We start from the raw sequence: 26,781 nt of genomic DNA, 5'->3' as shown, positions 1-26,781 counted from the left end.
TTCCATGGACAGGAAGTTTGCGCGGGCGGGATACGATTTTGTTTCGGATTCGTTGAGATTGCTGCCGGGTGTTTAGGTCGTTGTTCTATTTTTGTTTCGGTTTTAGTTCGGTTCTATTTCGGATCTAAGTCGATTTTACTTAGGACGAGTGGTGCGAATCCGTTTTTGTTTTTGTTTGAAAATATATATTCAAACACAAACAAACATGCTAAACTAGGCTCAACCGCAAATTATCTTACACATTCGGAGGGAAACAAATGGTACAAAGCTTATGGGATCACGCGAAGGCATCGGAACAGCGGGACGGACTGGCGCAGCTCGTCTACCGTTCCAACATCATCGGCGCGGACCGTCGCGTCTGCAACTGGGGCGGGGGCAATACGTCCGCGAAGACGACGGTCGCCGACTTCCGCGGCCGCGACGTCGAAGTGATGTACGTCAAAGGCAGCGGCTCCGACCTCGCGACGATGAAGGCCGGCAACTTCACGGGGCTGCGCCTGGAGGACATCCGTCCGCTGTTCGAGCGCGACGCCATGACCGACGAAGAGATGGTCGCGTACCTCGGGCACTGCATGATCGACGCCAAGCATCCGCGCGCGTCCATCGAAACGCTGCTGCACGCCTTCCTGCCGTTCAAGCACGTGGACCATACGCATCCGGACGCCATCATCAGCCTCTGCTGCGCGGATAACGGCAAGCAGCTGGCGAAAGAGATTTTCGGCGACCGCTTCGTCTGGGTGCCGTACGTGCGTCCCGGCTTCGCGCTGTCCAAGATGATCGCGCAGGGCGTGCTCGACAACCCGCGGGCCGAGCTCGTGCTGATGGAGAAGCACGGCCTCGTGACGTGGGGCGAGACGAGCGAAGAGGCGTACGCGCAAACGATCAAGATCATCAACGAAGCGGAAGCGTTCATCGAAGCGCGCGTGAACGAAGCCAAGCTGTTCGGCGGCGCGAAGCATGCGGCGCTGCCGGCCGACGTCCGCAGAAGCCTCGCCGCGCAGGTTATGCCGACGATTCGCGGCGCCGTGAGCGACGCGAAGAAGATGATCCTGACGTTCGACGACGAGGCGGACGTGCTGGCGTTCGTCGGCGGCGCGGATTCGGCCGCGCTGTCGCAGGTCGGCGCCGCCTGCCCGGACCATCTCGTGCACACGAAGGTCGTGCCGCTGTTCGTCGACTGGACGCCGGACGCAAACGACGCCGAAGGGCTGAAAGCCATTCTGAAAGAGAGCGTCGCGGCGTATAAGAAACAGTACGAGGCCTACTTCGAGCGCAACAAGAACGAGGGAGACGTCATGTTCGAGGCCGCGCCGCGCGTCATTCTCATTCCGGGGGTCGGCATGATCAACACGGGCAAGAGCTGGGCCAACTCCAAGGTCAGCGGCGCGCTCTACCACCGCGCGATCGCGGTCATGCGCGGCGCGACGGCGCTCGGCAATTTCGTCTCCCTGAGCGAAAACGAATCCTATAACGTCGAGTATTGGCCGCTCGAGCTGTACAAACTGTCGCTCGCGCCGGCGGAAGCGGAATTCTCCCGAAAAATCGCGTTCATTACCGGCGGCGCCGGCGGCATCGGCAGCGAAACGGCGCGCCGTCTCGTCTCCGAAGGCGCGCACGTCGTGCTGGCGGATCTGAATCTGGAAGGAGCGGAGCGGGTCGCCGGCGAAATCAACGAGAAGCACGGCGAAGGCCGCGCGCTCGCGGTGAAGATGGACGTGACGAGCGAAGAAGCGGTCATCGCCGCGATCGCGGAGACGGCGCTCGCCTACGGCGGCCTCGACATCGTCGTCAACAACGCCGGCCTCGCGACGTCGAGCCCGTTCGACCAGACGTCGCTGAAGGAATGGAACCTGAACATCAATGTGCTCGGAACCGGCTACTTCCTCGTGGCGCGCGAAGCGTTCAAGCTGATGAAGGAGCAGGCGATCGGCGGCAACATGGTGTTCATCGGCTCCAAGAACTCCGTTTACGCCGGCAGGAGCGCGTCTGCATACAGCTCGGCGAAGGCGCTCGAGGCGCATCTGGCGCGCTGCGTCGCGGCGGAGGGCGGCGAATTCGGCATCCGCGTCAACACGATCCTGCCGGACGCGATCCTGCAGGGCTCCGCGATCTGGAATAGCAACTGGCGCAACGAACGCGCCGCGGCCTACGGCATCGAGCCCGACCAGCTGGAAGAGTATTACCGCAAGCGCACGACGCTGCTCGTCAACATCTATCCGCGCGACATCGCCGAAGGCATCGCGTTCTTCGCCTCGTCGAAGGCGGACAAGACGACGGGCTGCATGCTGACGATCGACGGCGGCGTGCCGGCGGCGTTCACGCGATAAGCCTTCGCGCGGCATGCCGGCGCGATGCCGCGCTGCGAGCAGCTTTCATGCATTCGGGCTTTCATGTATTCATGCATTCATGCATTCATCCGTTCATTGCAAGCAAGGTTGATTCTAGTACATTTCATGTGACGAGAGGAAGTGCGGAGCATGTACCAAGCAAGAGGCGAGAAGCATTGGATCATCCCGGACGGCTTTATTCCGCCGACGAGCGCGGAAGGGAGCGTGTACGAGAGCCACGAATCCATCTGCGTGCTGAACTGCTCCTCCGAGGAGGCGCTGCTGCGCTTGACGATTTTTTTCGAGGACCGCGACCCCCTCGAGAACATCCTGGCGGTCGTCCCCGGCCGAAGAACGAAGCATATCCGCACGTCCTCCCTCTCGGCGAAAGGAGCGTCCATTCCGCTGGGCGTTCCTTACGCGATCGAGGTGCTGAGCGACGTTCCGGTCATCGTGCAGTACAGCCGGCTGGACGCCACGCAGGCGGCCAACGCGCTTATGTCTGTCATGGCTCATCCCATCAAATAAAAGCGAAGGAGCAATGAACATGGACCAACGCATTATCGCGAATTACGAAGCCGCCAAGGCGCTGTACGAAGCGCACGGCATCGACGTCGACGCGGCGCTCGAGAAGCTCGCCGAGATCAAAATTTCGATGCACTGCTGGCAGGGAGACGACGTCCGCGGTTTCTTGAACAAATCGCAAGCGCTTACGGGCGGCATCTCCGTGACGGGCAACTACCCGGGGGCCGCCGGCACGCCGCAGGAGCTTCGCGCCGATTTGGAGAAGGCGTTTTCTCTCATTCCGGGCAAGCACAAGGTCAGCCTGCACGCGATTTACGCGGACACCGACGAGAAGGTGGAGCTGGACCGGATCGAGCCGAAGCATTTCGAGTCCTGGGTCGACTGGGCCAGGGAGCAGGGGCTCGGCCTCGACTTCAACCCGACCTGCTTCTCGCACGAGAAGTCGGCCGACGGCTTCACGCTGAGCCATCCGGACCCGGCCGTCCGCCGGTTCTGGATCGACCACTGCAAGGCGGCGCGCAAGGTCGGCGCCTACTTCGGCGAGCAGCTCGGCCAAACCTGCGTCACGAACGTCTGGGTCCCGGACGGCCTCAAGGATACGCCGGCCGACCGCCTGGCGCCGCGCGCGCGGCTGAAGGACGCGCTCGACGAGGTGTTCGCGGAGGAGCTGGACCCCGCGCATAACCTCGACGCCGTCGAGAGCAAGCTGTTCGGCCTCGGCTCCGAGGCGTACGTCGTCGGCTCGCACGAGTTCTATATGGGCTACGGCATCGCCAACAACAAGCTGATCTGCCTCGACGCCGGCCATTTCCATCCGACCGAGGTCATCTCGAACAAGCTGTCCGCGCTGTCGCTCTTCGCGGACGGCATCCTGCTGCACGTCAGCCGTCCGATGCGCTGGGACAGCGACCACGTCGTCGCGTTCGATGATGAATTGATTGAAATCGGACGCGAGCTCGTCCGCGGCGATCTGCTCGGCAAGACGCACATCGGCCTCGATTTCTTCGACGCCAGCATCAACCGCGTGGCGGCGTGGGTCATCGGCACGCGCAACACGATCAAGGCGCTGCTCCGCGGCTTCCTGGATCCCGTCGAGGCGCTCCGCAAGGCGGAGAACGAGTTCGACTTCACGACGCGCCTCGCGCTGCAGGAGGAGTTCAAGTCGTATCCGTTCGGCGCGGTATGGGACTACTACTGCGCGAAGCAGGGCGTGCCGGTGCGCGAAGCGTGGCTCGCCGAGGTGAAGGCGTACGAGAAGGACGTGCTGCTGAAGCGCGGCGCGCAGGCGGCAGTCGCGAACAATTAACGCGAACAATTAGTCGGAAACGATCGGCTTCGCCGACGACGATAACGATCGCCATTATAGAAGAAGCGAGATCGCCGAAGCGGGCCGCGGCCCGCTTCGGCTTGACATCGGGAGGGTTGCCGCTTGCCGAGCATATTGGCATACGATCTCGGCGCGAGCAGCGGCAGGGCGCTGCTCGGCCGATTGAACGACCGCATCATCGAGGTGGAGGAGATTCACCGCTTCGGCAACGATCCCGTCGCGGTGGGCGACCGCCTGCAATGGGACATCCTGCGCTTGTTCCATGATCTGAAGCAGGGGCTGCTGAAGGCGAAGCATGCCGGCGAAGAGCCGGTCAGCCTGGGCATCGATTCATGGGCCGTCGACTTCGGCCTGATCGGCCGGAACGGCGAGCTGCTCGGCAATCCGTATCATTACCGCGACCGCCGCACCGACGGCGTCATGGAGCGGACGATGGCGCGGCTGACGCCGGAGCGGATCTTCGGCCGCAGCGGCATTCAGTTCCTGCCTTTCAATACGATCTATCAGCTCGCGGCCTTGAAGGAAGCGGATTCCCCGCTCCTGGAGCAGGCGAAGCATCTGCTGATGATTCCGGACCTGCTGCGTTATTTCCTCACCGGCGAGATGCGGAGCGAGTTCTCGAACGCGACGACGACGCAGCTGTACAACCCGCTGCTCGGCGACTGGGATGCCGAGCTGATCGCGGCGATCGGCGTATCGCCGGCGCTGTTCGGACCGGTCGTGCGCCCGGGCACGCGGGTCGGGGAGATTCGCGATTCGCTGCGGGAAGAGCTCGGCGTCGGCGCGGTGCCGGTCTACGCGGTCGCGGAGCACGACACCGGCTCCGCCGTCGCGGCGGTACCGGCGCTGGAGCGCGATTTTGCCTATCTCAGCTGCGGCACGTGGTCGCTGATGGGCACCGAGGTCGACCGCCCGGTCATGGGCGAGCTGGCCCGGGAGCTGAATTTCACCAACGAAGGCGGCGTGAACGGGACGTTCCGCCTGCTGAAGAACATCATGGGGCTGTGGATCCTGCAGGAGAGCCGGCGGACGTGGGAGAAGGCGGGCCTGACGCTCGGCTTCCCCGAGCTGGTGCGGCTGGCGGAGCAAGCGCCGGCGTTCGGGGCGTTCATCGATCCCGACGATCCGGCGTTCCTGCATCCCGGCGACATGCCGGCGCGCATCGCGCGCTACTGCGCGGATACGGGCCAGAAGGCGCCCGGGACGCCTGGCGGGATCGTCCGGTGCATTCTCGAAAGCCTTGCGCTCAAATACCGTTATGTGCTTGAATTAACGGAGCGGCTCTCGAACAAGCGGTTCGGCGGCCTGCACATGGTCGGCGGCGGCATTCAGAACGCGCTGCTGTGCCAATGGTCGGCGAACGCGATCGGCAAGCCCGTTTGGGCCGGGCCGATCGAGGGCAGCGCGCTCGGCAACCTCGCGGTCCAGTGGATCGCGCAGGGCGAGTTCGCGGATATCTGGGAAGCGCGCAAGGTCATCCGCGATTCGTTCCCGGTGACGGTCTACGAGCCGAGGGACGGCGCGGCATGGGACGACGCATACGGGCGGTTCCGCGCGCTTGCGGGCTTGGCGTAACGGGCAGGCGAGGGCGCCATGGGATGCGTTTGAACACACTACTATTTCGTTAGTTGCGGGAGAGATACACGATGCTGGTTGCGGAACGCTATGAGAAAATCGTTGGGCTGGTGAACGAGCGGGGCAGCATCCGGGTGACGGAGCTGAGCGAGCTGTGCCAGGTGACGGAGGAGACGATCCGCCGCGACCTGGACCGGCTGGAGCAGGCCGGCCGGCTTCGCCGTTCTCATGGCGGCGCGGTCAGCGTGAAGGACCTGCCTCAGCAGCAGCAGCCGGAAATCCCGTACGCGGAGCGCGAGATCGCGCACGCGGAGGAGAAGCGGCGCATCGCCGAAGAGGCGGTAAAGCTGGTCCGTCCGAACGACCGGATTCTGCTGGACGCCAGCTCGACCGCTTGGTACTTGGCGTCGTACTTGCCGGACATGCCGCTCACGGTGCTCACCAATTCCATCAAGGTCGCGGTGGAGCTGAGCGGCAAGGAGCGCATCGAGGTCATCTCGACGGGCGGTCTGCTGGCGCAGCGCTCACTCTCCTACGTCGGCCCGCTGGCGGAGCGTTCGCTCGACGCCTATCACGTCGACAAGGCGTTTTTCTCCTGCAAGGGCGTGCATCTGGAGCGCGGGATCAGCGAAGCCAACGAGCTGCAGGCGCGCATCAAGCAAAAAATGCTCGGCATGGCCGACGAAGTCGTCCTGCTCGCCGATGCCAGCAAGTTCGGCGTGCAGGCGTTCACGCAGGTCGCGGAGCTCGGCGACGTGGACGCGATCGTCACGGACAAGCGCGTCTCCCCGGAGACGCTCGCCGCGCTGGCGGAGCGGTCGATCGCGGTTCGCACCGTGTGAGCGCCCGGTAGCCGAGGTGCGGGAGACGCAGCTCGCAGCGAAAGCAAACGGCGAACCGTCCGCGGCACGACGTCCATGCGCCAGCAACCGCGGCAGCCGATCCTCGCGATCGGCTGTTTTTGCGTTGACGCCGCGCGCCGTTCGGCGAAACGGCCGGACGCGCTCGCCCGGCGGCGGCAGGATTATCGGCCTGGGAGTCGAACATAGCTTTAGCAGGGGAACTTACTAAATCCGGAAGCTATAGGCGAGAGGAGCAAGTCGATGGATCAAGCGTCTGAAACGGCTTTGCCCGGCCAAGAGGTGCTGGAGCGCTTGGGCGTCCGGTCGGCCGTGCCGCTGGGCGGGCGGCTGAATTTGCATTGGCTGGTTGCTGCGCAACACGAACGGCTGGTGCTTCGCCGCTGGGCACCCGGCACTTCGCGGGAGGATATCGACTATGAAGCGCGCTTGCTGAGGCGGGTCGCCGCGCTCGGCTGGCCGGTCGCGCCGATCGTCGAAGGACCGTTCGAGGCGCAAGGAGCGATGTGGAGCCTGCATCCCTTCCTGCCCGGCAATCCGCCGGCGGAGGATGCCGGCGATTCGGACCGGCGGGCGCGGGGCCGGCTCCTGGCCCGCTTTCACGCCGATCTCGCTACGCTTGACGGCATCGGGCAGCGCGGCGGCTGGCGGCGATGCGAGGAGATTCTCGGCGACGAGACGCTGGACCGCGTGCTGGCCGAGGGGGAGCGCAGCCGCCCGGAGGAGGTCCGGATGCTGCGCTGGCATCTCGCGCGAGCGCGCGAGCGCACGGCCGGGCTGCAGCTTCAGGATCGCCCGGGCATCGTCGTTCACGGCGACTTCACGCCGTGGAATTTGCGTTTTCAAGACGGCAAGCTGACGGGGATTTTGGATTTCGAGCTTGCGCATCGGGATCATCGGATCGGCGATTTCGCCTTAACGTGGCGCGGGAGGTACGACGAGGTCGTGTACGGGTACGACGAGGTATCCCCGCTCGAGCCCGAAGAATGGGAGCTGCTCACGCCGATGTGGTGGGCGGGACTCGTCGAGCTGGCCTGCCGGCATCTGGCGGAAGGCACGTGGGACGACGGCTGGATCATCAAGAAATTGCTGGTGCGTTCGCCTTTAATGGGGCGGGATGCGGCGGCGCATCCTTAAGGGCGGCCGGGCGGAGAGCGGTACGGCCGGGACGGCGCCGGCGAACGGCGCGGGGGAGCAGGAGCGGCGACCGGAGCGGTGCGGCGCGGCCGGTGCGGCACTACCGGCGCGGCGACCGGAGCGGTGCGGCGCGGCCGGTGCGGCGCTACCGGCGCACCGGCCTGGCCGTACTTTTCTTAAGCCGGCCTGCTTCGGAGTCGCGGGCTGCCCGCTCGCAGCCGAGGCAACCGCGCGGAGTTTAAGGCACGGACGGGTTTCAACGACGATGCGGCCGCGAGGAAGGCAAAAAAGAGGCGCCGGCGGACCGCATTTTCTATTGTCAAGTTGTCTGATAACCTGATAAAATGATCGTCATAGACCATCGAAACGAGGTGTCGGCCCAGGTGAAAGTGTCTTTATTCATTACGTGCTTGAGCGATGCGCTGTACCCGCGCGTCGGGGAGGCCATGGTGCGGCTGCTGGCCAACTACGGCGTCACGCTCGAATTCCCGTCCGTGCAGACGTGCTGCGGGCAGCCGGCGTTCAACAGCGGCTACTGGAAGGAAGCGCGCGAGGCCGCGCAGACGATCATCGCCGCGTTCGAGGACGCCGATTTCGTCATTTCTCCTTCGGGCTCCTGCACGGGCATGATCCATCATTATCCGAAGCTGTTCGAGCATGATCCCGTCATGCTGGAGAAAGCGCTTAAGCTGCAGGAGAAGTCCTACGAATTCACGCAGTTTCTCGTGCAGGTGCTCGGCGTCACGGACGTCGGGGCGCGTTTTCCGCACAAGGTCACGTACCATCCGTCCTGCCACGGCAGCCGCCTGCTCGGCGTGAAGGAAGAGCCGCTGCTCCTGATGGAGCGGGTGAACGGGCTCGAACTCGTGCCGCTGCCGTTCGCGAACGATTGCTGCGGCTTCGGGGGCACGTTCGCGATCAAGATGTCCGATATTTCGGGCGCGATGGTGTCGGAGAAGACCGACCACGTGCTGGAGACGGAAGCCGAGGTGCTCGTCGGGCTCGACATGGCGTGCCTCATGAACATCGCGGGCAATTTGCGGTTTCGCGACAAGCCGGTGCGCGTCATGCATCTGGCCGAATTGCTGTACGAAGGGGTGAAGGGCGCATGAGCGGCACGGGAACGCAAGCGGGCGGCGCGACCGTCAAGGAACGCGCGGGGCTGGCGCTGAACAACGAGTTTCTGCGGAAAGCGGTCAAATTCACGACGGAGCGGCTGCGGAACGGCAAGCAGAACGCGGCGGCCGAGCACGGCAACTGGGACGAATGGCGCGAGCGCGGCCGGCAGATCCGGCTGCATACGATCGCGCATCTCGATTATTACCTGAACTTGTTCGCGGACAACGCGCGGGCGAACGGCGTGCACGTGCATTTCGCCGAGACGGCGGCCGAAGCGGTCCGCATCTCGCTCGATATCGCGAAGCACGCGGAAGCGAAGACGGTCGTGAAATCGAAGTCGATGGTGACCGAGGAGCTGCATCTCAACCACGCGCTGGAGGGCATCGGCGTCGAGGCGATCGAGACGGATCTCGGCGAGTACATCATCCAGTTGGCGGGCGAGACGCCGTCGCATATCATCATCCCGGCGATTCACAAGAACCGCTATCAAATCGCGGAGCTGCTGTCGGCCGACGCGGGCGAGACGCTGGCCCCGGACACGCAGGTGCTGGCCGGCTTCGTGCGCCGCAAGCTGCGGGAGAAGTTCCTCGAAGCGGACATCGGCATGACCGGCTGCAATTTCGCGATCGCCGAGACGGGCTCCATGGTGCTGTTCGAGAACGAAGGCAACGCCCGGATGGTGTCGACGGTGCCGAAGACGCAGATTACCCTTATGGGGATGGAGCGCATCATCCCGTCCTGGTCGGACCTCGAAGTGATGGCGACGCTGCTGCCGCGTTCGGCCACCGGACAGAAGCTGACGGTCTACATGTCCGGCATTACCGGTCCGCGCCGCGAAGAAGACGCCGACGGACCGGAAGACATGCACATCATCATCGTCGACAACGGCCGTTCGCTGCAGCTCGGCGATCCCGAATTCCAGGAGCTGCTCAACTGCATCCGGTGCGGCGCTTGCCTGAACGCCTGCCCGGTGTACCGGCACATCGGCGGCCATGCCTACGGCGGCACGTACAGCGGCCCGATCGGCGCGGTGCTGACCCCGGCGCTGCAGAAGAACGTCGCGGAGTGGGACGATATCGCGAACGCGTCGAGCTTGTGCGGCGCCTGCTACGAGGCGTGCCCGGTGAAGATTCCGCTGCACGAGATGCTGATCTACCTGCGCCGCCGCAAGCTCGAGGCCGGCCGGGGCGACAAGCTCGAGGCGCTCGGGATGAAAGGCTTCGCCGCCGTCGTCTCGAACGCGAAGCGCTACGGCGCGGCGGTGAAGCTCGGGCAGCTCGGCCAGCGCCTCGTCGTGAAGGGCGGCGGGATCCGGCTGAAAGCCGGCCCGCTGAAGGGCTGGAACGCGTACCGGGTCGCGCCGAGCCTGGCGAAGCGGTCGTTCCGCCAGCAGTGGAAGACGATGGAGGAAGAAATCCGCCACGGCCTGCAGGAGATGGACCCGGCGATGAAGAGCCGCATGGAACGGATCGTGCAGGAACGGAAGGCTGGCAAAGGAGGTCAGGGGCATCATGGCTAAAACGGACGAACACCAGGCGTGGCTGGCCGAGCTGGACGCGCGGTCGCGGGCGAAGCAAAGCGGCTTCATCGACGGCATTTCCGCCAAGCTGCGGCGGCCGCGCGCGACGGAGCCGCCGGCGCATCCGTTCCGCGGCGCGCCGGACTTTTGGAACGGCTTCGACTGGCCGCTCGAGGAGCGGATCGAGCGGTTCCGCGCGAACTTCAAGGCGGCCGGCGGCCATACGGAGCGGCTCGCGACGATGGAGGACGCGCGCGCGTTCATCGCCGGCAAGGCGGCGGAGATGGGCGCGAAGTACGTCATCCGCCAAAACCAGCCGGAGCTGAACGCGCTCGGGCTGGAAGACGCGATGCCGGGCGCTTCGTTCTCCGTCTGGAACAGCGATCCGGAGGAGCAGTGGAAGGCGCGCGCGGCGGAAGCGGACTTCGGCGTCGTCGTCGCGGATTACGCGGCGGCGTACACCGGCTCGATCACGGTGCTGTCCGCGAAGGACAAGGGCCGCTCCGTCAGCCTGCTCCCGACGGTGCTCATGGCGATCATTCCGGTCGAACGGCTGCACACGCGGCTCGGCGAAATACTCGTGAACTTCGACCGCGCGGGCCGGGAGAACCTGCCCGCCGGCATTCATTTCATCTCCGGCCCGAGCCGCTCGGCGGACATCGAGAACGACCTGACGATCGGCGTGCACGGTCCGGGCGTCGTGTACGCGCTGATCGTCGGGTAGGGGAGGCCGCGGACGAGCGGGGCGATTGGGCGGGACGACTGAGGAGCGTCGCGCCGGCTTGCTTGGCGGTCGCTCGGTTGCGGAGTTCGGGGCACGCCGCGCCGCCGCGGAGGATCCGCCGATGCCGGGCGTTCCCGTTTCCGTCTCGCCCGCCGCCGCCGCCGCCGCCGGCATTGCTTTCGCGTACCGGTAGATGATACCATTTGCACGATAAGGCAGCCGCGCGCTTGTCGTTCGCTCCGGAGACGGGCGCGCGGTCGGGAAGGAGAGGAGCTTCGGCGTGGAAATCACCCGTTTGTCTAAACGCAACCATTACGAGGAGATTGCCGAGCAGCTGAAGCGGCTGATCCTGGACGGCAAATGGAAGGTCGGCGACAAGCTGCCTTCGACGAAGGAGATGTCGGAGCAGTTCGGCGTCGGACGGTCCACGACGCGCGAGGCGCTGAGCGCGTTGAAGGCGATGGGCTACATCGAGATTCGCCAAGGCGGCGGCTGCCGCGTGATCAGCGCCGCCCCGGCGCCGGCGCAGGTGGAGCTGCCCGAGCTGCAGGCGCTGCGCATGAATCGCGAAACGCTGCTGGAGCTGCTCGAGGCGCGGCATGCGTTGGAGGTAGCGAACGCCTCGATCGCGGCGGAGAAGGCGACGGAGGACGACCTCGCGGTGCTGAGAGGGCTTATGAAGGAGATGGAGGCGGCGATCGGCGACGACCTCGAGGGCGAGCGCACCGACCTGCTGTTTCATCTGACGCTGGCGAAGGCGACGCGCAACTCCATTATGCTGCGGCTGTTCGAGTCGATCGTCGGCCAGCTCGAGACGGTCATCCGCGACATTCGGCGCGTGGAGATTTACGCCAACCGGTCCGTGGCCGAACGGCTGTACCGCGAGCATCTCGCCATCTTCGACGCCGTCTCCGCCCGCGACGCGGCGCAGTCCGGCGAGCGCATGAAAGCGCACCTGGCGCACGTGGTGGATGATTTAATGCGCGTGCTGTGAGGGGCGGGGCGGGTTGGGATTGGCTTACGTACGCACAGAGCTTAGCAAAACATAGAATTGCGCTTCAACGGTTAATTAGCCAAGGCAAGGCGAGGCTGATGCATAATGCGGCAGTTCGGTTCCATTGTTGGGGCATTCCGTCTCCGACCACGCTGACGTTGATGGAATGGTTCCCCGGCGCTAATGAAACGGACGAGTTTTCTACCGTTGAAGTGGATTGATGGTTTCACTGAGTTAGCCCAGCCGGTTGCCAATCCGCCTTTGCGTTTGGTACGCTTATCCATACGAATACAGTCCTGAAGCACAGGCTGCCAACCCGGCGCGAAACCGGGCGGGCAGCTTATTTTTTTGACCGGAGGTCGTTCGCATGAACAGACGCGTTGCAGAAAATTATCAATTCGAGAAAGCCTATGCTTCCATGTTGGAGGAAGCCTATCGCAGTGCTGCGGAAGAGCGGAAGAGACGATTGAGTTCGAGGGAGAACGCCGAGAAAATGTTTCTCGAGCACGCGTGGTGGCCCGCGGTCGGGAACTTGAATGATTTGCATCCGGAATATGAAATCATCGATTTAAAGGGTGGAACGCGATTCGTCGATTACGCGTATTTGCCGCCGCAACCGTTTCGAATGGCGATCGAAATCGATGGTTACGGCTCTCATTGGCGCGATGTCAGCCGTTGGAAATTTGCGGATGACCTCGTACGACAAAATCATCTCTTGATTAGCGGCTGGCGGTTGCTACGCTTCGCGTTCGACGACATTCAAGAGAAGCCGGTGCGCTGCCAACAAACGCTGCTGCTTGCTTTGGCTAAGTGGGGCGGTGTTCTGCAAGGCAATCCGCATCCCTTAAACGTATACGAGAGAGCGCTGTTTAATCTGATGCAGGAGCAGAGGGGCGAAACGACGCCGAGCCAGGCTGCCGCGCTGTTAGGCATCGATAGACATACGGCGGCAAATAATCTGCAGTCGCTTGCGGCAAAGCAAATCGTGAAACCTTGGCTCTCCAAGGCAGGGAGAACGATGAAATATACGTTCTACTTCGATGGGCATCGTGCGCATTGATTCACGGGTAGGGATGGACAGGCATTGTTAGTAGTAAAGGTAAAGGAGACGCCTGCATACAAGCGGAGTCAGCGGTATTGGCGCGAGAAGGTGAAGAGATAACCTACATAGGCGAGGGAGAGGGCGGTTTTGACAGCAGAAGGTGATGGAGACACCTACATGGCGATCAGCAAGCGCGGTTTTCGTACAAGAAGGTGACTGAGTCACCTACAAGTTGCCTGAATCGGTCGGTATTGGCGCGAGAAGGTGAAGAGGTAACCTACATAGGCGAGGGAGCGGGCGGTTTTACCATAAGAGGATAATGGGATAGCCTCATACCGGCGCGAATGAAAAGTTTCAGCATAAGAAGGCGGTGAGGTAGCCTTCATTCATCCGCCCCGACCTCCGCCCGATTTTCCTCCGACCCCCCTGATGGGTTATACTGGACAAGCGAACTACCGCAACGCCGAGCCGAGGGGAACCGACGTCATGACCGATTTTTTCTTATCCAACTTCGTAACCATAATTACCGTTATCAATATTCCGCTGGCGATCGCGGTCATGTTCCTGGAGCGGCGGAACGTCGGGGTCACCTGGGCGTGGCTGATGGTGCTGCTGTTCCTGCCGGCCGTCGGCTTCGTGGTGTACCTGGTCTTCGGGCAGAATCTCAGCAAGAAGAAGCTGTACAAGCTGAACAGGCGGACGAGGGAAACGATGAACGCCTTGATCGAGCAGCAGCGGCGGGAGTTTCGCGATCATCGGATTGTGTTTAATGATGATGCGGCGGAGCGTTATTCGGACCTGATTTGCATGAATTTGACGAGCGGGTTCGCGCTGTACACGCAGAACAACCACGTTGATATTTTCACGAACGGCCCCGACAAGTTCGACGCGCTGTTCGCGGATATCGAGCGGGCGACGCACCATATTCACCTGATGTACTACATCGTCCACAACGACGGGCTCGGCAGACGGCTCGTCGACGCGCTGACCGAGAAAGCGAAGCAGGGCGTCAAGGTGCGCTTCCTCGTGGACGACATCGGCAGCTCGCTGCTGAAGCGGGAGTTTTTCGGCGAATTGGTCAAGGCCGGCGGGGAAGTGGCGTACTTCTTCCCGTCCAAGATCCCGTACTTGAACATCCGCGTGAATTACCGCAACCACCGGAAGCTCGTCATCATCGACGGCCAGATCGGCTACATCGGCGGCTTCAACGTCGGCGACGAGTACATGGGCTTGAACAAGCGCTTCGGCTTCTGGCGCGACACGCATCTCCGCATTACCGGCTACGCCGTGCTCCAGATGCAGGCCCATTACATGATGGACTGGAACCTGGCCAGCCACACGGCGTTCAGCCGCGAGGTGCTGGGCTTGTTCCCGCCGGCGGCGAACACCGGAACGACGGGCATTCAGATCGTCTCCAGCGGGCCGGACCAGACGCTCGAGCAGATCAAGAACGCCTACATCAAGATGATTCATTCCGCCAAGCAGTCGATTTACATGCAGACGCCGTATTTCATCCCCGACGAAAGCCTGCTGAACGCGCTCAAGCTGGCCGTGCTGTCGGGCATCGACGTGCGGATCATGCTGCCGAGCAGACCGGATCATAAAATGGTGTATTGGGCAACCTTCTCCTATTTAGGCGAATTGCTCGAGGAAGGCATGAAGTGCTACCTGTACGAGAAAGGGTTTCTTCACGCGAAGGCGCTCGTCGTCGACGGCACCGTCGCCTCGGTCGGAACGGCGAACGTGGACATCCGCAGCTTCAAGCTGAATTTCGAAATCAACGCCATCCTGTACGACACGAAGACGGCCATGGAGCTGAAGCGGATTTTCGAGGAAGACATGCTGGATTGCACGGAGCTGACGTACGAGCAGTATCAGCGGCGTTCGCGGCTGGAGCGGTTCCGGGAATCGTGCGTGCGGCTGCTGTCTCCGATCTTGTGACGAACCGCGACTCTCTGTACGACTAAGCATCAGGAGTGAAATAAACGATGATGGACAAACAAATGGTCATGGAATGGGCGAAAATGCTCATGAGCTATAAATTCGCGCTGGACGAAGTCAGCACCAAGCTGACGATCCTGAACGAGGAACTGCAATTCATTCAAAACTACAACCCGATCGAGCACGTCAAGACGCGCATCAAGTCGCCCGAGGGCATCGTCGAGAAGCTGCAGCGCAAAGGGCTCGAGGTGTCGAAGGAGAACGCCGCGAAGCATATCCGCGACATCGCCGGCGTCCGCGTCATCTGTTCGTTCACGACGGACGTGTACCGGGTGTACGACATGATCCGCAGCCAGGGCGACGTCGAGGTCGTCGAAGTGAAGGATTACATCAAGTATCCGAAGCCGAACGGCTACCAGAGCCTGCATCTGATCATCCGGATTCCGATCTTCCTGTCGGACCGGACCGAGCACGTGAACGTGGAAATTCAGCTGCGGACGATCGCGATGGATTTCTGGGCCAGCCTCGAGCATAAAATCTACTACCAATTCCACGACGACATGCCGGCGACGATCCGCGAGCAGCTGAAGGCGACGGCGGACATGATCGGCATGCTCGACCGCCGCATGCTGCTGCTGAAGGAAGAGGTACAGAAGTTCAGCGACGGCGCGGAGACGGTCAAATTGCAGCTGCCGATGCTGCCAAGCACCACCTGAACGCCGCGGGCGGCAGGGAAAAGCACAGCTCTCCGCGGAAAAATCACTAATTATGACATGAAAAAAGGGAAAAATTTCCCTGTGGCGGCGAAATGGTCATTTGTTTACAATGAACAATGACCATTTTTGTTTTGCTTTATTTTGAAAACGCTTTCAGACAAATTTTCGATTCTCTCCGCCAGAAATTCGATTTTCTCCTCCAGAAAGGGGTATTCGCCTGATCCACATCATGATCCGCGGCATCAATGATATGAAGCTTCGCACGAAGCTGGTGCTCTCGTTTATTTTCGCGGCGTTCGTGCCGGTTCTGATCGTCGGCGCTTTCCTGACGGGCGAGTTGCAGAACATGGCGCTCGACAACGCGCTCGAGCAGACGGCGAACAACGTCGATCGGGTCAAGAAACGCACCGGCGAGGTCATCAACGTGTCGTACGACATCTCGTACCGCATGTCCAACGACAGCCGGCTGGAGACGCTGGCCAACCGGCACTACGAGTCCGTCTACGAGGTCGTCAAGGCGTACAAGGAATACCCGGACATCAAGGATTACATCCGCCTCTACAAGGACATCTCCAACATTCGGCTGTACGTGAACAACCGGACGCTGCTGAACAACTGGGAGTTTCTGCAGCCGACGAAGGCGACCATCGATTCCGACTGGTACCGGCGGGCGCTGACGAGCAGCGGCCTTACCGCCTGGTACTACATGAAGGACGAGCGGGACAACCGTTATTACCTCAGCCTCGTGCGCAAAATCGATTTCCTGACGCAGCATACGAGCGGCGTCCTCGTCATCAACGTCAGCTCGGACAAGCTGAACGGCATCCTGAGCCAGGAGCCGTTCGAGACGATGATCGTGGACGGGAACGACCGGATCGTGGCGGCGAACCGGCCGGGACGCATCGGCAGCACGCTCGCGAGCATCAGCTACGATCCGAAGGTGATCGCGGCCAAGAGCGGCAGCTTCAAAGCGCTGGTCGACGGCAAGTCGTCGCAAATCCAGATCGAGCCGCTCGTGCCGGAATCGAGCCTGAACGACCTGCGGATCATCTCGGTCTTCTCCTACGACGACATCATGAAGGAGCCGAACCGGATCATCCGGCTGGCCCTGACCGTCATCCTCGTCAGCCTGGCGGTGGCGATCATGCTCGTCTACGGCTTCTCCGCCATGCTCTCCAAGCGGATGATGCGCCTTAGCAAATACATCGCGAAGGTCGGAACCGGCAATCTGGACGTGGCGCTCGAGATCGACGGCAAGGACGAGATCGGGCAGCTGTCGCGCCAATTCAACGGCATGGTCGCCAGCATCAACGGCCTTATCGTCGAGCTGCAGGATTCCAACCGGCAGAAGGTCGAGCTGCAGTCGCGGCAGAACGAAATCAAGTTCAAGATGATGGCGAGCCAGATCAACCCGCATTTCCTCTTCAACGCGCTGGAATCGATCCGCATGAAGGCGCATCTGAAGGGCGAGCGCGACATCTCGAACGTCGTCCGGCTGCTCGGCAAAATGATGCGGAAAAACCTCGAGGCCGGCAGCCGCACCGTCCTGCTGCGCCATGAGATCGACCTCGTGCGCTGCTACCTCGACATTCAGAAATTCCGCTACGAGGACCGGCTGCGGTACGAGCTGCGGATCGATTCGGACGTCCAGGACGTGCCGATCCTGCCCCTGATCGTGCAGCCGCTCGTCGAAAACGCGGTCATCCACGGCTTGGAAAACCGCGAAGCGGGGGGCTGCGTGCGCATCGCCGCGGCGGCCGGCGGCGGCCGGATCGAGATTGAAGTCGCGGACGACGGGGAGGGCATGTCCCGGGAGAAGCTGGAGGAGCTGAACCGCTCGCTCGACGAGAGCGAGGAGCGCGAAGGCAACCGGATCGGGCTTCGCAACGTGCATATGCGGCTGAAGCTCATGTACGGCCAGGATTGCGGACTGCGGATCCGGAGCGAGGCGGGCGTGGGAACGAGCGTACACTTTTCGATACCGATGGAGGCGAAGGACGATGTATAACGTGCTGATTACCGACGACGAACCGACGATCCGCGAAGGATTGCGCACCTTGATCGACTGGGAGGCGCTCGGCTACCGGGTGGTCGACACGGCCGCGAACGGGGGCGACGCCTTGCGCAAAATCGAGCGGCATCGCCCCGATCTGCTCATCGTGGACATCCGCATGCCGGGCATGAGCGGGCTCGAGCTCGTGGAAGCCGTCCGCAAAACGGACAGCGCGGTGCGCGTGCTCATCCTGAGCGGATACGCGGATTTCGATTACGCCAAGAAGGCGATCGGACTGAACATCGACGGCTACCTGCTGAAGCCGGTCGACGAGGACGAGCTGGCGGAGCAGCTGGTCCGCCTGCGCGGCGAGCTGGACCGGAGGCGGAAGGAGCGGGAGGAGAGCGGCGCGCGCCGGGCATGGAACCGCCAGAAGCTGCTGCACGCCTTGCTCGCCCGGGGCGAAGCGGGGCAGGAACGCTTGCCCGAGCCGGAGGAGCTCGAGGCGCTCGGCCTGCGCTGGGAGCGCTATAGCATCGCGGCGGTCAAGCTGCAGGGGATGGAGCCGAATCCGGAGCGGTTCGCCGCCATTCGCGACCGGTTCCTGCGGGCGTACGACGACAAGGACAAGGGCGTCGCCGTGACGATGGAGGCGGCGATCGTCCTGCTGCTGCCGGCCGATCTGGCGTCGGAAGCGGCGCGGCGGCGCGTCTACGCCGACATCGCCGGGCTGGTCGCGGAGCCGTGCGCGCAGATCGCCGCGGCGGCCGGCTCGCCGGTCGCGTCGCTCGCGGACGTGCGCCGGTCCTACGCGGAAGCGGCGGGGCTGCTCGACCGGGCGTTCTTCTACGCCGGCGGCGAGCTGATCGCGGCTTCGACGGCGCCGCTCCATCCGGCGGAAGCCGGCATCGGTCCGGCGATCGGCGGCGCGGCGGAGGGCGGCGCCGCGGACGGCAGCGAAGCGGACCCCGCGGCCGGCCTTCCCGCGCTCGCGGACAAGCTGTTCCTCGCCATCGACGTCGGCAACGCCGCCGCGGTCGCGCAGCTCGTCGAAGGGCTGGGACGCCGGCTCATCGCCGCCGGGCGTTCGGAGGAGGCGGTCAAGACGGCGTTCGCGGATCTCGTCGCGGCCGCGGCCGGCAAGCTGTCCCACGGCGGCGACGTCCGGAAGCTCGACAACGCGCGGCTGTCCGCGTGCATGAAGGCGATCTACCGCCACGTCCGCTACGGCGAGCTGGAACGCGACCTGACCGAGACGCTGCCGAAACTGGCGACGGGCGGGGCCTCCTGCAGCGGCGACAAGCAGATCAAGCGGATGATCGATCTGATCCACCGGAGCTACGACGAGAACCTCAAGCTGGAGACGCTGGCGGAGGTATTCAATTACAACAGCGCGTACCTCGGCAAGCTGTTCAAGAGCGAGACGGGCGAGTATTTCAACACCTACCTCGACAAGGTGCGGATCGGGAAAGCCAAGGAGCTGCTGGACCAAGGGCTGAAAATCTACCAGGTGGCGGAGAAGGTCGGCTACGCGAACGTCGACTATTTCCACGGCAAATTCCGCAAATACGTCGGCGTCTCGCCGTCCGCCTACCGGAAAAAATAGCGCATGGCACGATCGGATGATGCAATTTTCGCATGATTTTACCCCCAATTGTAGAGGTATTGGAAGCGCTTCATTTCCGCTATCATGAAGGCATACGCAAGGAGGTATCGCCCTATGAAAGCCGTTACAACGCTGAAGCCGCAAGCGGCGGCGCGGCCGAAATCCCGATTCTGGCACACGTTCTTCCAACAGAAATACTTGTACATGATGTCGATTCCGTTCGTGCTCTGGGTGCTCGTGTTCAACTACTTGCCGCTATGGGGCTGGACGATGGCGTTCCAGAAGTTCAAGCCGAAGAGCTCGTTCCTGGACCAGAAGTGGGTCGGGCTGCAGTACTTCAAGGAACTGTTCCACGACGATCAATTCTTCCAGGCGCTGCGCAACACGCTCGCGATGAGCGTCATGGGACTGATCGCCGGCTTCATCATTCCGATCGTGTTCGCGATTCTGCTGAACGAGGTGCGGGTCGGCTTCCTGAAGCGGTTCGTGCAGACGGTCTCGTACTTGCCGCACTTCGTGTCCTGGGTCGTCGCGGCGGGCATCGTCACGAAGATGCTGTCGACGGACAACGGCGCGGTCAACGACCTGCTCGTCGGGCTGCATCTGATCAGCGAGCCGATCCAATTCTCGGGCAAAGGCAATCTGTTCTGGAGCATCGTTACCGCGTCCGACGTTTGGAAAGAAACCGGCTGGAACACGATCATCTACCTGGCGGCGATCGCCGGCATCGGGCCGGAGCTGTACGAAGCGGCGCGCGTCGACGGCGCCAGCCGGCTGCAGCAGGCATGGCACATTACGCTGCCGGGCATCCGTTCCACGATTATCGTGCTGGTCATCATCTCGATCGGCCATCTCATCAGCATCGGCTTCGAGAAGCAGTTCCTGCTCGGCAACAACCTGGTGCGCGACTATTCGCAGACGCTCGACCTGTACGCGCTTAACTACGGGCTTGGCACGGGAAGGTATTCGTTCGGTACGGCGATCAACATTTTCAACTCCGTCGTCAGCGTCATCCTGTTGTTCGCGGCCAACGGCATCTTCAAGAAAATCACGAAGGAAAGCATCATTTAAGGGAGGGTAGGGCATGAAAGCAGGCATCTTCTCGCGCGGCACGCCCTGGTCCGACCGCGTCTTCGATCTCGTCGTCTACATCGTCATCACGCTCGTCACCATCGTCACGCTGTATCCGTTCCTGAACGTGCTCGCGATTTCGCTGAACGACTCCACGGACAGCGTACGCGGCGGCATCACGATCTTCCCGCGTGAATTCACGTTCAAGAATTACGAAACGATTTTCGCGTTCTCCGGCCTCATCACGGGCCTCAAAATCTCGACGCTGCGCACCGTCATCGGCACGGTGCTCGGCCTGATCAGCGCCTCGATGCTGGCCTTCACGCTCAGCCGGGTCGACTTCCAGGGACGGCGCTTCGTCTCGACGTTCCTCGCGCTGACGATGTACGTCTCCGGCGGCTTGATTCCGACGTACATCCTGATCAAGGACCTGCACATGATGGGCACCTTCGCGGTGTACATCCTGCCCGGACTCGTAAGCGCGTTCAACGTGTTCGTCATCCGCTCCTTCATCGACGGCATCCCGTACGCGCTGCAGGAATCCGCCAAGCTCGACGGCGCCAACGACTTCACGATCTACTGGCGGGTCATCCTGCCGCTGACGAAGCCGGCGCTGGCCACGATCGCGCTCTTCCTGGCGGTCGGGCAGTGGAACGCCTGGTTCGACACGTACTTGTACAACGGGTCGAAGGACAACCTGACGACGCTGCAATACGAGCTCATGAAGGTCATCCAGAGCACCACGACGAACGCCGACAGCTTCCGCGGCCGCAACATGACGGAGGTCATGGCGCAAATCTCGCCGGAGTCGGTGAAGATGGCGATCACGATCATCGTGACGGTGCCGATCCTCGTGGTGTATCCGTTCCTGCAGCGGTATTTCGTGAAGGGCATGACGCTGGGCGCCGTTAAAAGCTGAGCCCGGAAAGTAAACATTCGCCCTGCGGGCGGCATGGGTCTCCAATCGCTGTTGTAGTCCGGAAATCTTGATCGAATAAATGATTAGAGGTTGATTTCCGGCTACAAAGGCGAACGCTGACGCTTTTCCGGCTCCATGCCGCCTCTCCGGGCAAATGTTTACCGGGCTCTAACGCCCAAGGCAGGGCTTCGACTATTGAAGCCCTGCGGCACGGAAAGCTTGCGCAAACGATTGCGAGTTTCTGAAACATAAGGCACACCGCATCGGTATCGACAGGATTCCTGTTTATACAATACAAACAAACCGATATTCAAATTGGGAGGGTTTGCAATATGCAACGAGGGATTTCGAAGAAGGCCACGACGGTGCTTTCCGTCGTCCTGCTGAGCGGCATGCTGGCGGCCTGCGGCGGCAATAATGCCGGCAACAACGCCGCGGACAACGGCAACGCCCCGGCGAACGGCAATGCGAATACGAGCACGAACGCGAATGCGAATGCGAACGACGGCAAGGACGCGGCCGAGGATTTGTCGCCGATCACGTTCTCCTACTTCAGCGAAGACCCGAACCCGAACTGGAACAACATGCAGGACGACGTGTCCAAGGAAATCACGAAGCGCACCGGCGTGACGCTGGACGCGGAATTCGCGGTCGGCGATCCGACGCAGAAGGTGGCGCTGATCGCGACGAGCGGCGAATATCCCGACCTGATCGCGGCGAAGGGCGATATCGGCAAGCTGGTCGATGCCGGCGCCGTGCTCGATCTGACGGACCTGATCGACAAATACGCCCCGAATATCAAGAAGGTGCTCGGCGATTACATGGTGCGCGCGAAGTATACGAACGACGACCAGGCAATCTACGCGATTCCGACCTGGGCGGCGGCGGACGAGCAGCGCTTCGTGGCCGGCGGCGGCTTCGAGCTGCAGCACCGCGTCGTGAAGGAAGCCGGCTATCCGGAGATCCGCACGGTGCAGGATTACGAGAAGGTCATTCAAGACTATCTGAAGAAGCACCCGACCGACGAGAACGGCAACAAGAACATCGGCCTCTCCCTGAACGCCGACGACTGGCACATGTACATTTCCGTGACGAACCCGGCGTTCCTGACGACGGGCGGCTCGGATGACGGCGAATACTACATCGACCAGGAGACGAACGAAGTGACGTACCACTTCCGCCGTCCGGAAGAGAAGGAATATTTCCGCTGGCTGAACCATATGAACGACATCGGCCTCTTGGATAAAGAAAGCTTCGTTCAGAAATACGACCAGTACAAGGCGAAAGTCGCCACGGGCCGCGTGCTGGGCCTGATCGACCAAGACTGGGATTACAACGACGCGCAGCAGGCATTGAAGACGGCCGGCAAATTCGACGAGACGTACGGCCACTATCCGGTGACGCTGACAAAGGATTACAAGGATACGTCGTTCTGGCCGACGGGCTTCATGGGCGGCTACGGCATCGCGATCTCGAGCACGTGCAAGGACCCGGTCCGAGCGATCAAGTTCCTCGACTTCCTCGCGTCCGACGAAGGCCAAATCCTCAACAACTGGGGCATCGAAGGCAAGCACTACGTGATGGAGAACGGCAAGCGCGTCGTGCCGAAGGAAGTGCAGGACCGCATCAACAACGATAACACGGCGTTCACGAAGGAATCCGGCATCGGCTTCTATTGGAACATCATGGCGCACTACGGCGACGGCGCGAAGGATCCGAGCGGCAATTACTACACGAAGAACTTCCCCGAGCAGCTCGTGAACGGCTACAGCGACGTGGAGAAGGAAACGCTGGCGGCCTATAAGGCGACGACCTGGAAGGATCTCTTCCCGAAAGAAGACGAGTTCAAGGTCAAGTCGTACGGCGCGGCGTGGAACATCTCCATCCCGGGCGAGGACGAAGTGACGATTCTCGGCCTGAAGATGCGCGACATTACGTGGAAGCGGATCCCGGAAGCGATCCTGGCGAAGCCGGCCGACTTCGACAAGGTGTGGGACGCGTACATGGAAGAGCTCAAGAAAGCCGGCGTCGAGAAGATGGAGGACGGCTACGAGAAATACGTGAAGGACCGCGTGGAATTGTGGAGCGCGGACGCGAAATAAAGCAATCGAGCCCGGACAGCCGTCCGGGCTCTTTGGCGTGCTAGGGGGACTTGCGAGCCGCGGCCGAGCGCCATCGGCGGCTGCGCGCAAGCGCCGTCGGTTGTGCGCGATGCGTGCGGCGGTTAGACGAGGCCGTTCGCGATCAGGCTCTTGGCGCAGTCGAGCACGGTCTCGCGCGCCGGCCGCGGCTGCCAGCCCAGCACTCGCCGGGCTTTCGCCGACGTGCGCTGGTACTTGCGGCCGAGCATCGGCGTCAGCGCGCGGAGCGAAGGGTCGAACACGGCGAGGAACCGGACGAGCGCGTCCGGCATCGTGCGCGTCGGCACGCCGCGGGCTGCTTGGCCGAGTCCTTCGCGGAGCTCGCGCGCGACATCGGCCATCCACTGAAATTCGCCGACGGCGATGAACCGTTCGCCGGCCGCCGCGTCCGCCGTCATCGCCCGAAGGTGCAGGTCGGCAAGGTCCCGCACGTCGACGATTTCGAAGCCGAGGCGCGGAGCGGCCGGCACCTTCCCCTGCAGCAGCCGGTTGATGACCTGCACGGAGCCCTGGCCGTCCGCGCCGAGCAAGGGACCGAAGACCGCGCCGGGCAGAACCGTCGCCAGCGTCGTGGCGCCGCCGTGCTCGCGCATGTAACGCCAAGCCGCCTGCTCGGCGATCGTTTTGGATTTGCGGTACGGATCGAGCTTCGGGTCGTTCGGATCGGACCAGAGCGTCTCGTCGACGACGTCGCCCCGACGGTAGACGGACGGCGTGACGGCGGCGCACGACGAGGTCATGACGACGCGGCGGACACCGGCTTTGACCGCGGCCCGCAGCACGCGGAGCGTACCGTCGCGGGCGGGCACGATCAGCGCGCCCGGGTCTTTGGGATGGTCGTAGCCGAGCGGCGAGGCGACGTGCAGCACGTAGTCGCAGCCCACGGCCGCCTCGTCCCACCCCGCGTCCGCGGTCAGATCCGCGGCGACGAACGAGAGCCGGCCGCCGGGGTCGGCTTGCTCGGCGACGGCTTGCCGGACCGCATCCGCTTTGGCCGGGCTGCGCAAGGTGGCGCGCACCGCGTAGCCGCGTTTCAGCAGCCCGGCGATGCACCAGCCCGCGACGAAGCCCGTTCCGCCGGTGACGAGCACGGTTTGGGCAGGTTGTATGGATGTCATGGGAATCCCTCCGGATCGTTGATTTTCAAGCGCATCGTACGTTCCGATGCCCTGCCGCCATTATCGCGCAGCCGCCGTCCCGGACGCTTGACCGTTCCTGCCGGAAACTTGCCTATTGCTGCAATCGGGTGTAACGTAAGCCGTAGCGGACAGCAAGAAGGGAGGGGCGCGCTTGGAACGCGAACCGGCCGAATCGAGGCCAAGGGAATTCGAGACCGGCCCGGACGGGCTCGGCGAACTGCGCGGCGAGCTTATCGCGCTCGCCGAACGGATTACGACGGAAGACCGGCGCATCGCCACCCGCATTCCGTATCTGTCGATCTCGCGGTACAGCGGATCGATGCCGCCGATTCCCGTCGTCATGGCGCCGGCGTTTTGCCTGGTCCTGCAAGGGGCCAAGAAGCTCCAGGCCGGACAAGCCGTCATGAACGCCGGACCGGGCAGCTTCCTCGCGTCGCTGGTCGATCTGCCGGGGTTCGCGCAGGTGGACGGGGCCACGCCGGATTCGCCGTATATCGGTCTGCGGATGGACTTTACCACGGACGAAATCGCCGCCGTGATGGCGGAAGCCGGCATTCAAGTCAAGCCGCGGGACGCCGGGGCGGGCATGGGCGCGTTTGTCGGCCGGGCGGATGCCGCGCTGCTGCGGCTGTTCGCGCGGCTGCTCCGGCTGCATCTCGAGAAGCCGGAGGCGGAAGCCCGGTTCCTCGCGTCGCTCCTGAAGCGGGAGATGATGTATCATTTGCTGACGGGCGACGACGGCCATCTGTTCATCCAACGCGCGTTGTTCGACCGGCAGGAGGGCATCGGTCCGGTCATTGCCTGGATCAAGACGCATTTCACGCGTCCCTTTGCGGTGGAGGAACTGGCCAAGTCGTTCAATATGAGCGCCTCGGGATTGCATCATAAATTCAAGGCCGTTACCGGCATGGGGCCGCTGCGGTACCAGAAGCAGCTGCGGCTTCAGGAAGCGAGGCGGCTTATGCTCGGCGGGACGGCGGACGCCACGAATGCCGCGGCCGAGGTCGGGTACGAGAGCCTGTCGCAGTTCACCCGGGAATACCGGAGGCTCTTCGGCCGGCCGCCGCTGCAGGACATCAAGGCGCTGCAGGCCGGCTCGGCCGCGAACGCGCTTGCCGAGCTGCTGTCGGCTTCGCGCGGGAATTGACGGCGCATGGCGCGCGCAACCACCACGAAACGGAATGGAACGGGGTATGGACATGGAGATGGACATGGAGATGAAAATGGAAATCATCATCGACGATTTGACCGGCCCGGAGGTGGCCGAGCTGCTGAACGAGCATCTGCGCAGCATGTCGGCCCAATCGCCGCCGGAGAGCATGCACGCGCTCGACCTGGAAGGGCTGCGACGGCCCGAGATCACCTTCTGGAGCGCGTGGGACGGGAAAGAGCTGCTCGGCTGCGGCGCGCTGAAGGACCTGGGCGGCGGGCACGGCGAGCTGAAATCGATGCGGACGGCGACCGCGCATTTGCGCAAAGGTGTCGCGCGGGGCATCCTAAGGCATATCGTCGCCGAAGCGAAGCGGCGCGGCTTTACGCGGCTGAGCCTGGAAACCGGCTCCATGGCGTCATTCGAGCCGGCGCGGAAGCTGTACGAGCGCTTCGGATTCGACTACTGCGCGCCGTTCGCGGATTATGAAGAAGACCCGAACAGCGCGTTCATGACGAGGGCGCTGTGAGCGGCGGAGCGGAGGGCATCGCCGCGATCGAGGATTTCCTGAAGCTCGATATTCGCATCGGGACGATCGTCGGCGCGGAGGCATTTCCCGAAGCGCGCAAGCCGGCCGTCAAGCTGGAGATCGATTTCGGCGCGCTCGGCACGAAGCGCTCCTCGGCGCAGATCGCGCGGCGCTACGATCCGCGGGTGCTGGTCGGCCGTCAGGTCGCGGCGGTCGTCAATTTTCCGCCGCGGCGGATTGCCGGCTTCGTGTCCGACGTGCTGGTGCTCGGGGGCGTGCCGGAGGCGGGCGACGTGGTCCTGCTGCGTCCGGACGAGCCGGTGCCGAACGGCACGCCGGTCGCGTAGCCGCGCATCGCTTACGTTTCGAGGTATAACGGTTCGGCGCTGTCCCGCGTCAATATGCCAACATGCGAATGGCCGAACGG

Annotated in this window: 22 protein-coding genes; 21 read left to right on the top strand and 1 reads right to left on the bottom strand. The window is 62.8% G+C overall.

The genetic code is table 11. The annotated features are described in order from the left end of the window. Positions 1-257 precede the first annotated feature (257 nt). The 18 genes from I8J29_RS10105 to I8J29_RS10020 all read left to right on the top strand — a co-directional run bounded on the left by I8J29_RS10105 (position 258) and on the right by I8J29_RS10020 (position 23,497). A complete protein-coding gene (locus I8J29_RS10105) occupies positions 258-2,327 on the top strand; it encodes a bifunctional aldolase/short-chain dehydrogenase (protein ID WP_208847477.1) in 2,070 nt (689 codons plus the stop codon). Positions 2,328-2,477: 150 nt separating this feature from the next. Beyond that, complete coding sequence (locus I8J29_RS10100) at positions 2,478-2,855, top strand: sensory rhodopsin transducer (RefSeq protein ID WP_208847476.1); 378 nt, start codon at positions 2,478-2,480, stop codon at positions 2,853-2,855. Between the two features lie 19 nt (positions 2,856-2,874). Beyond that, positions 2,875-4,158 (top strand): L-rhamnose isomerase, encoded by a 1,284-nt coding sequence (gene rhaA, locus I8J29_RS10095; protein ID WP_208847475.1) that lies wholly within the window; start codon positions 2,875-2,877, stop codon positions 4,156-4,158. Between the two features lie 123 nt (positions 4,159-4,281). Continuing rightward, a complete protein-coding gene (locus tag I8J29_RS10090; protein WP_208847474.1) occupies positions 4,282-5,754 on the top strand; it encodes a rhamnulokinase in 1,473 nt (490 codons plus the stop codon). Positions 5,755-5,825: 71 nt separating this feature from the next. Continuing rightward, positions 5,826-6,596: a DeoR/GlpR family DNA-binding transcription regulator gene (locus I8J29_RS10085; RefSeq protein ID WP_090646648.1), complete on the top strand. Its 771-nt coding sequence runs from the start codon at positions 5,826-5,828 to the stop codon at positions 6,594-6,596. Between the two features lie 261 nt (positions 6,597-6,857). Next, complete coding sequence (locus I8J29_RS10080) at positions 6,858-7,751, top strand: phosphotransferase enzyme family protein (RefSeq protein WP_208847473.1); 894 nt, start codon at positions 6,858-6,860, stop codon at positions 7,749-7,751. 383 nt (positions 7,752-8,134) lie between these two features. Further along, a complete protein-coding gene (locus I8J29_RS10075; RefSeq protein WP_208847472.1) occupies positions 8,135-8,863 on the top strand; it encodes a (Fe-S)-binding protein in 729 nt (242 codons plus the stop codon). Further along, a complete protein-coding gene (locus I8J29_RS10070; RefSeq protein ID WP_208847471.1) occupies positions 8,860-10,389 on the top strand; it encodes a LutB/LldF family L-lactate oxidation iron-sulfur protein in 1,530 nt (509 codons plus the stop codon). Before I8J29_RS10075 ends, I8J29_RS10070 begins: the two co-directional genes overlap by 4 nt. Next, positions 10,382-11,113, top strand: a complete 732-nt coding sequence (locus tag I8J29_RS10065) for a LutC/YkgG family protein (protein WP_208847470.1) — start codon at positions 10,382-10,384, stop codon at positions 11,111-11,113. Before I8J29_RS10070 ends, I8J29_RS10065 begins: the two co-directional genes overlap by 8 nt. A gap of 280 nt (positions 11,114-11,393) precedes the next feature. Then, complete coding sequence (locus tag I8J29_RS10060; protein WP_208847469.1) at positions 11,394-12,107, top strand: FadR/GntR family transcriptional regulator; 714 nt, start codon at positions 11,394-11,396, stop codon at positions 12,105-12,107. A 367-nt stretch (positions 12,108-12,474) separates the two neighbouring features. Further along, complete coding sequence (locus I8J29_RS10055) at positions 12,475-13,167, top strand: DNA-binding response regulator (protein WP_208847468.1); 693 nt, start codon at positions 12,475-12,477, stop codon at positions 13,165-13,167. Positions 13,168-13,635: 468 nt separating this feature from the next. Then, the gene (gene cls, locus I8J29_RS10050) at positions 13,636-15,090 is read left to right on the top strand and encodes a cardiolipin synthase (protein WP_208847467.1); all 1,455 of its coding nucleotides are present in this window, start codon (positions 13,636-13,638) and stop codon (positions 15,088-15,090) included. Between the two features lie 47 nt (positions 15,091-15,137). Further along, a complete protein-coding gene (locus I8J29_RS10045) occupies positions 15,138-15,806 on the top strand; it encodes a GTP pyrophosphokinase (protein WP_240546036.1) in 669 nt (222 codons plus the stop codon). Between the two features lie 250 nt (positions 15,807-16,056). Beyond that, positions 16,057-17,814, top strand: coding sequence for a sensor histidine kinase (locus tag I8J29_RS10040; protein WP_240546035.1), 1,758 nt, complete (start codon positions 16,057-16,059; stop codon positions 17,812-17,814). Then, a complete protein-coding gene (locus I8J29_RS10035) occupies positions 17,807-19,405 on the top strand; it encodes a response regulator transcription factor (protein WP_208847466.1) in 1,599 nt (532 codons plus the stop codon). The genes I8J29_RS10040 and I8J29_RS10035 overlap by 8 nt, the downstream gene beginning before the upstream one ends. A gap of 114 nt (positions 19,406-19,519) precedes the next feature. Next, complete coding sequence (locus I8J29_RS10030) at positions 19,520-20,476, top strand: ABC transporter permease (protein WP_208847465.1); 957 nt, start codon at positions 19,520-19,522, stop codon at positions 20,474-20,476. A gap of 13 nt (positions 20,477-20,489) precedes the next feature. Then, positions 20,490-21,395, top strand: a complete 906-nt coding sequence (locus tag I8J29_RS10025) for a carbohydrate ABC transporter permease (protein ID WP_208847464.1) — start codon at positions 20,490-20,492, stop codon at positions 21,393-21,395. 332 nt (positions 21,396-21,727) lie between these two features. Continuing rightward, positions 21,728-23,497, top strand: a complete 1,770-nt coding sequence (locus tag I8J29_RS10020) for an ABC transporter substrate-binding protein (protein ID WP_240546034.1) — start codon at positions 21,728-21,730, stop codon at positions 23,495-23,497. 122 nt (positions 23,498-23,619) lie between these two features. Here the strand turns inward: I8J29_RS10020 and I8J29_RS10015 are convergent, their stop codons facing one another. Then, on the bottom strand, positions 23,620-24,654 hold the full coding sequence (locus I8J29_RS10015) for an SDR family oxidoreductase (protein ID WP_208847463.1): 1,035 nt from the start codon (positions 24,652-24,654) through the stop codon (positions 23,620-23,622). 172 nt (positions 24,655-24,826) lie between these two features. Between I8J29_RS10015 and I8J29_RS10010 the strand changes: the two genes are divergently transcribed. From I8J29_RS10010 to csaA, 3 genes are all read left to right on the top strand, one after another. Continuing rightward, positions 24,827-25,822 (top strand): AraC family transcriptional regulator, encoded by a 996-nt coding sequence (locus tag I8J29_RS10010; protein WP_240546033.1) that lies wholly within the window; start codon positions 24,827-24,829, stop codon positions 25,820-25,822. Between the two features lie 76 nt (positions 25,823-25,898). After that, positions 25,899-26,354, top strand: a complete 456-nt coding sequence (locus I8J29_RS10005; protein WP_208847531.1) for a GNAT family N-acetyltransferase — start codon at positions 25,899-25,901, stop codon at positions 26,352-26,354. A 17-nt stretch (positions 26,355-26,371) separates the two neighbouring features. Further along, entirely contained in the window at positions 26,372-26,701 is a 330-nt protein-coding gene (csaA, locus tag I8J29_RS10000; RefSeq protein ID WP_208847530.1) for a chaperone CsaA, read from the top strand. Positions 26,702-26,781 lie beyond the last annotated feature (80 nt).

The sequence above is a fragment of the Paenibacillus artemisiicola genome (assembly GCF_017652985.1).
In the GTDB taxonomy this organism is placed as follows: domain Bacteria; phylum Bacillota; class Bacilli; order Paenibacillales; family Paenibacillaceae; genus Paenibacillus_Z; species Paenibacillus_Z artemisiicola.
This window is presented reverse-complemented; position numbering and strand designations above follow the sequence as displayed.

Excerpts from the sequence above, each read along its gene's own strand:
- I8J29_RS10025 (WP_208847464.1), top strand. The coding sequence starts at position 20,490 with ATGAAAGCAGGCATCTTCTCGCGCGGCACGCCCTGGTCCGACCGCGTC.
- cls (WP_208847467.1), top strand. The coding sequence starts at position 13,636 with ATGACCGATTTTTTCTTATCCAACTTCGTAACCATAATTACCGTTATC.
- I8J29_RS10070 (WP_208847471.1), top strand. The coding sequence starts at position 8,860 with ATGAGCGGCACGGGAACGCAAGCGGGCGGCGCGACCGTCAAGGAACGC.
- I8J29_RS10105 (WP_208847477.1), top strand. The coding sequence starts at position 258 with ATGGTACAAAGCTTATGGGATCACGCGAAGGCATCGGAACAGCGGGAC.
- I8J29_RS10080 (WP_208847473.1), top strand. The coding sequence starts at position 6,858 with ATGGATCAAGCGTCTGAAACGGCTTTGCCCGGCCAAGAGGTGCTGGAG.
- I8J29_RS10020 (WP_240546034.1), top strand. The coding sequence starts at position 21,728 with ATGCAACGAGGGATTTCGAAGAAGGCCACGACGGTGCTTTCCGTCGTC.
- I8J29_RS10015 (WP_208847463.1), bottom strand. The coding sequence starts at position 24,654 with ATGACATCCATACAACCTGCCCAAACCGTGCTCGTCACCGGCGGAACG.
- I8J29_RS10055 (WP_208847468.1), top strand. The coding sequence starts at position 12,475 with ATGAACAGACGCGTTGCAGAAAATTATCAATTCGAGAAAGCCTATGCT.
- I8J29_RS10030 (WP_208847465.1), top strand. The coding sequence starts at position 19,520 with ATGAAAGCCGTTACAACGCTGAAGCCGCAAGCGGCGGCGCGGCCGAAA.
- I8J29_RS10065 (WP_208847470.1), top strand. The coding sequence starts at position 10,382 with ATGGCTAAAACGGACGAACACCAGGCGTGGCTGGCCGAGCTGGACGCG.
- rhaA (WP_208847475.1), top strand. The coding sequence starts at position 2,875 with ATGGACCAACGCATTATCGCGAATTACGAAGCCGCCAAGGCGCTGTAC.
- I8J29_RS10040 (WP_240546035.1), top strand. The coding sequence starts at position 16,057 with ATGAAGCTTCGCACGAAGCTGGTGCTCTCGTTTATTTTCGCGGCGTTC.
- I8J29_RS10100 (WP_208847476.1), top strand. The coding sequence starts at position 2,478 with ATGTACCAAGCAAGAGGCGAGAAGCATTGGATCATCCCGGACGGCTTT.
- I8J29_RS10085 (WP_090646648.1), top strand. The coding sequence starts at position 5,826 with ATGCTGGTTGCGGAACGCTATGAGAAAATCGTTGGGCTGGTGAACGAG.
- I8J29_RS10005 (WP_208847531.1), top strand. The coding sequence starts at position 25,899 with ATGGAAATCATCATCGACGATTTGACCGGCCCGGAGGTGGCCGAGCTG.
- I8J29_RS10035 (WP_208847466.1), top strand. The coding sequence starts at position 17,807 with ATGTATAACGTGCTGATTACCGACGACGAACCGACGATCCGCGAAGGA.
- I8J29_RS10045 (WP_240546036.1), top strand. The coding sequence starts at position 15,138 with ATGATGGACAAACAAATGGTCATGGAATGGGCGAAAATGCTCATGAGC.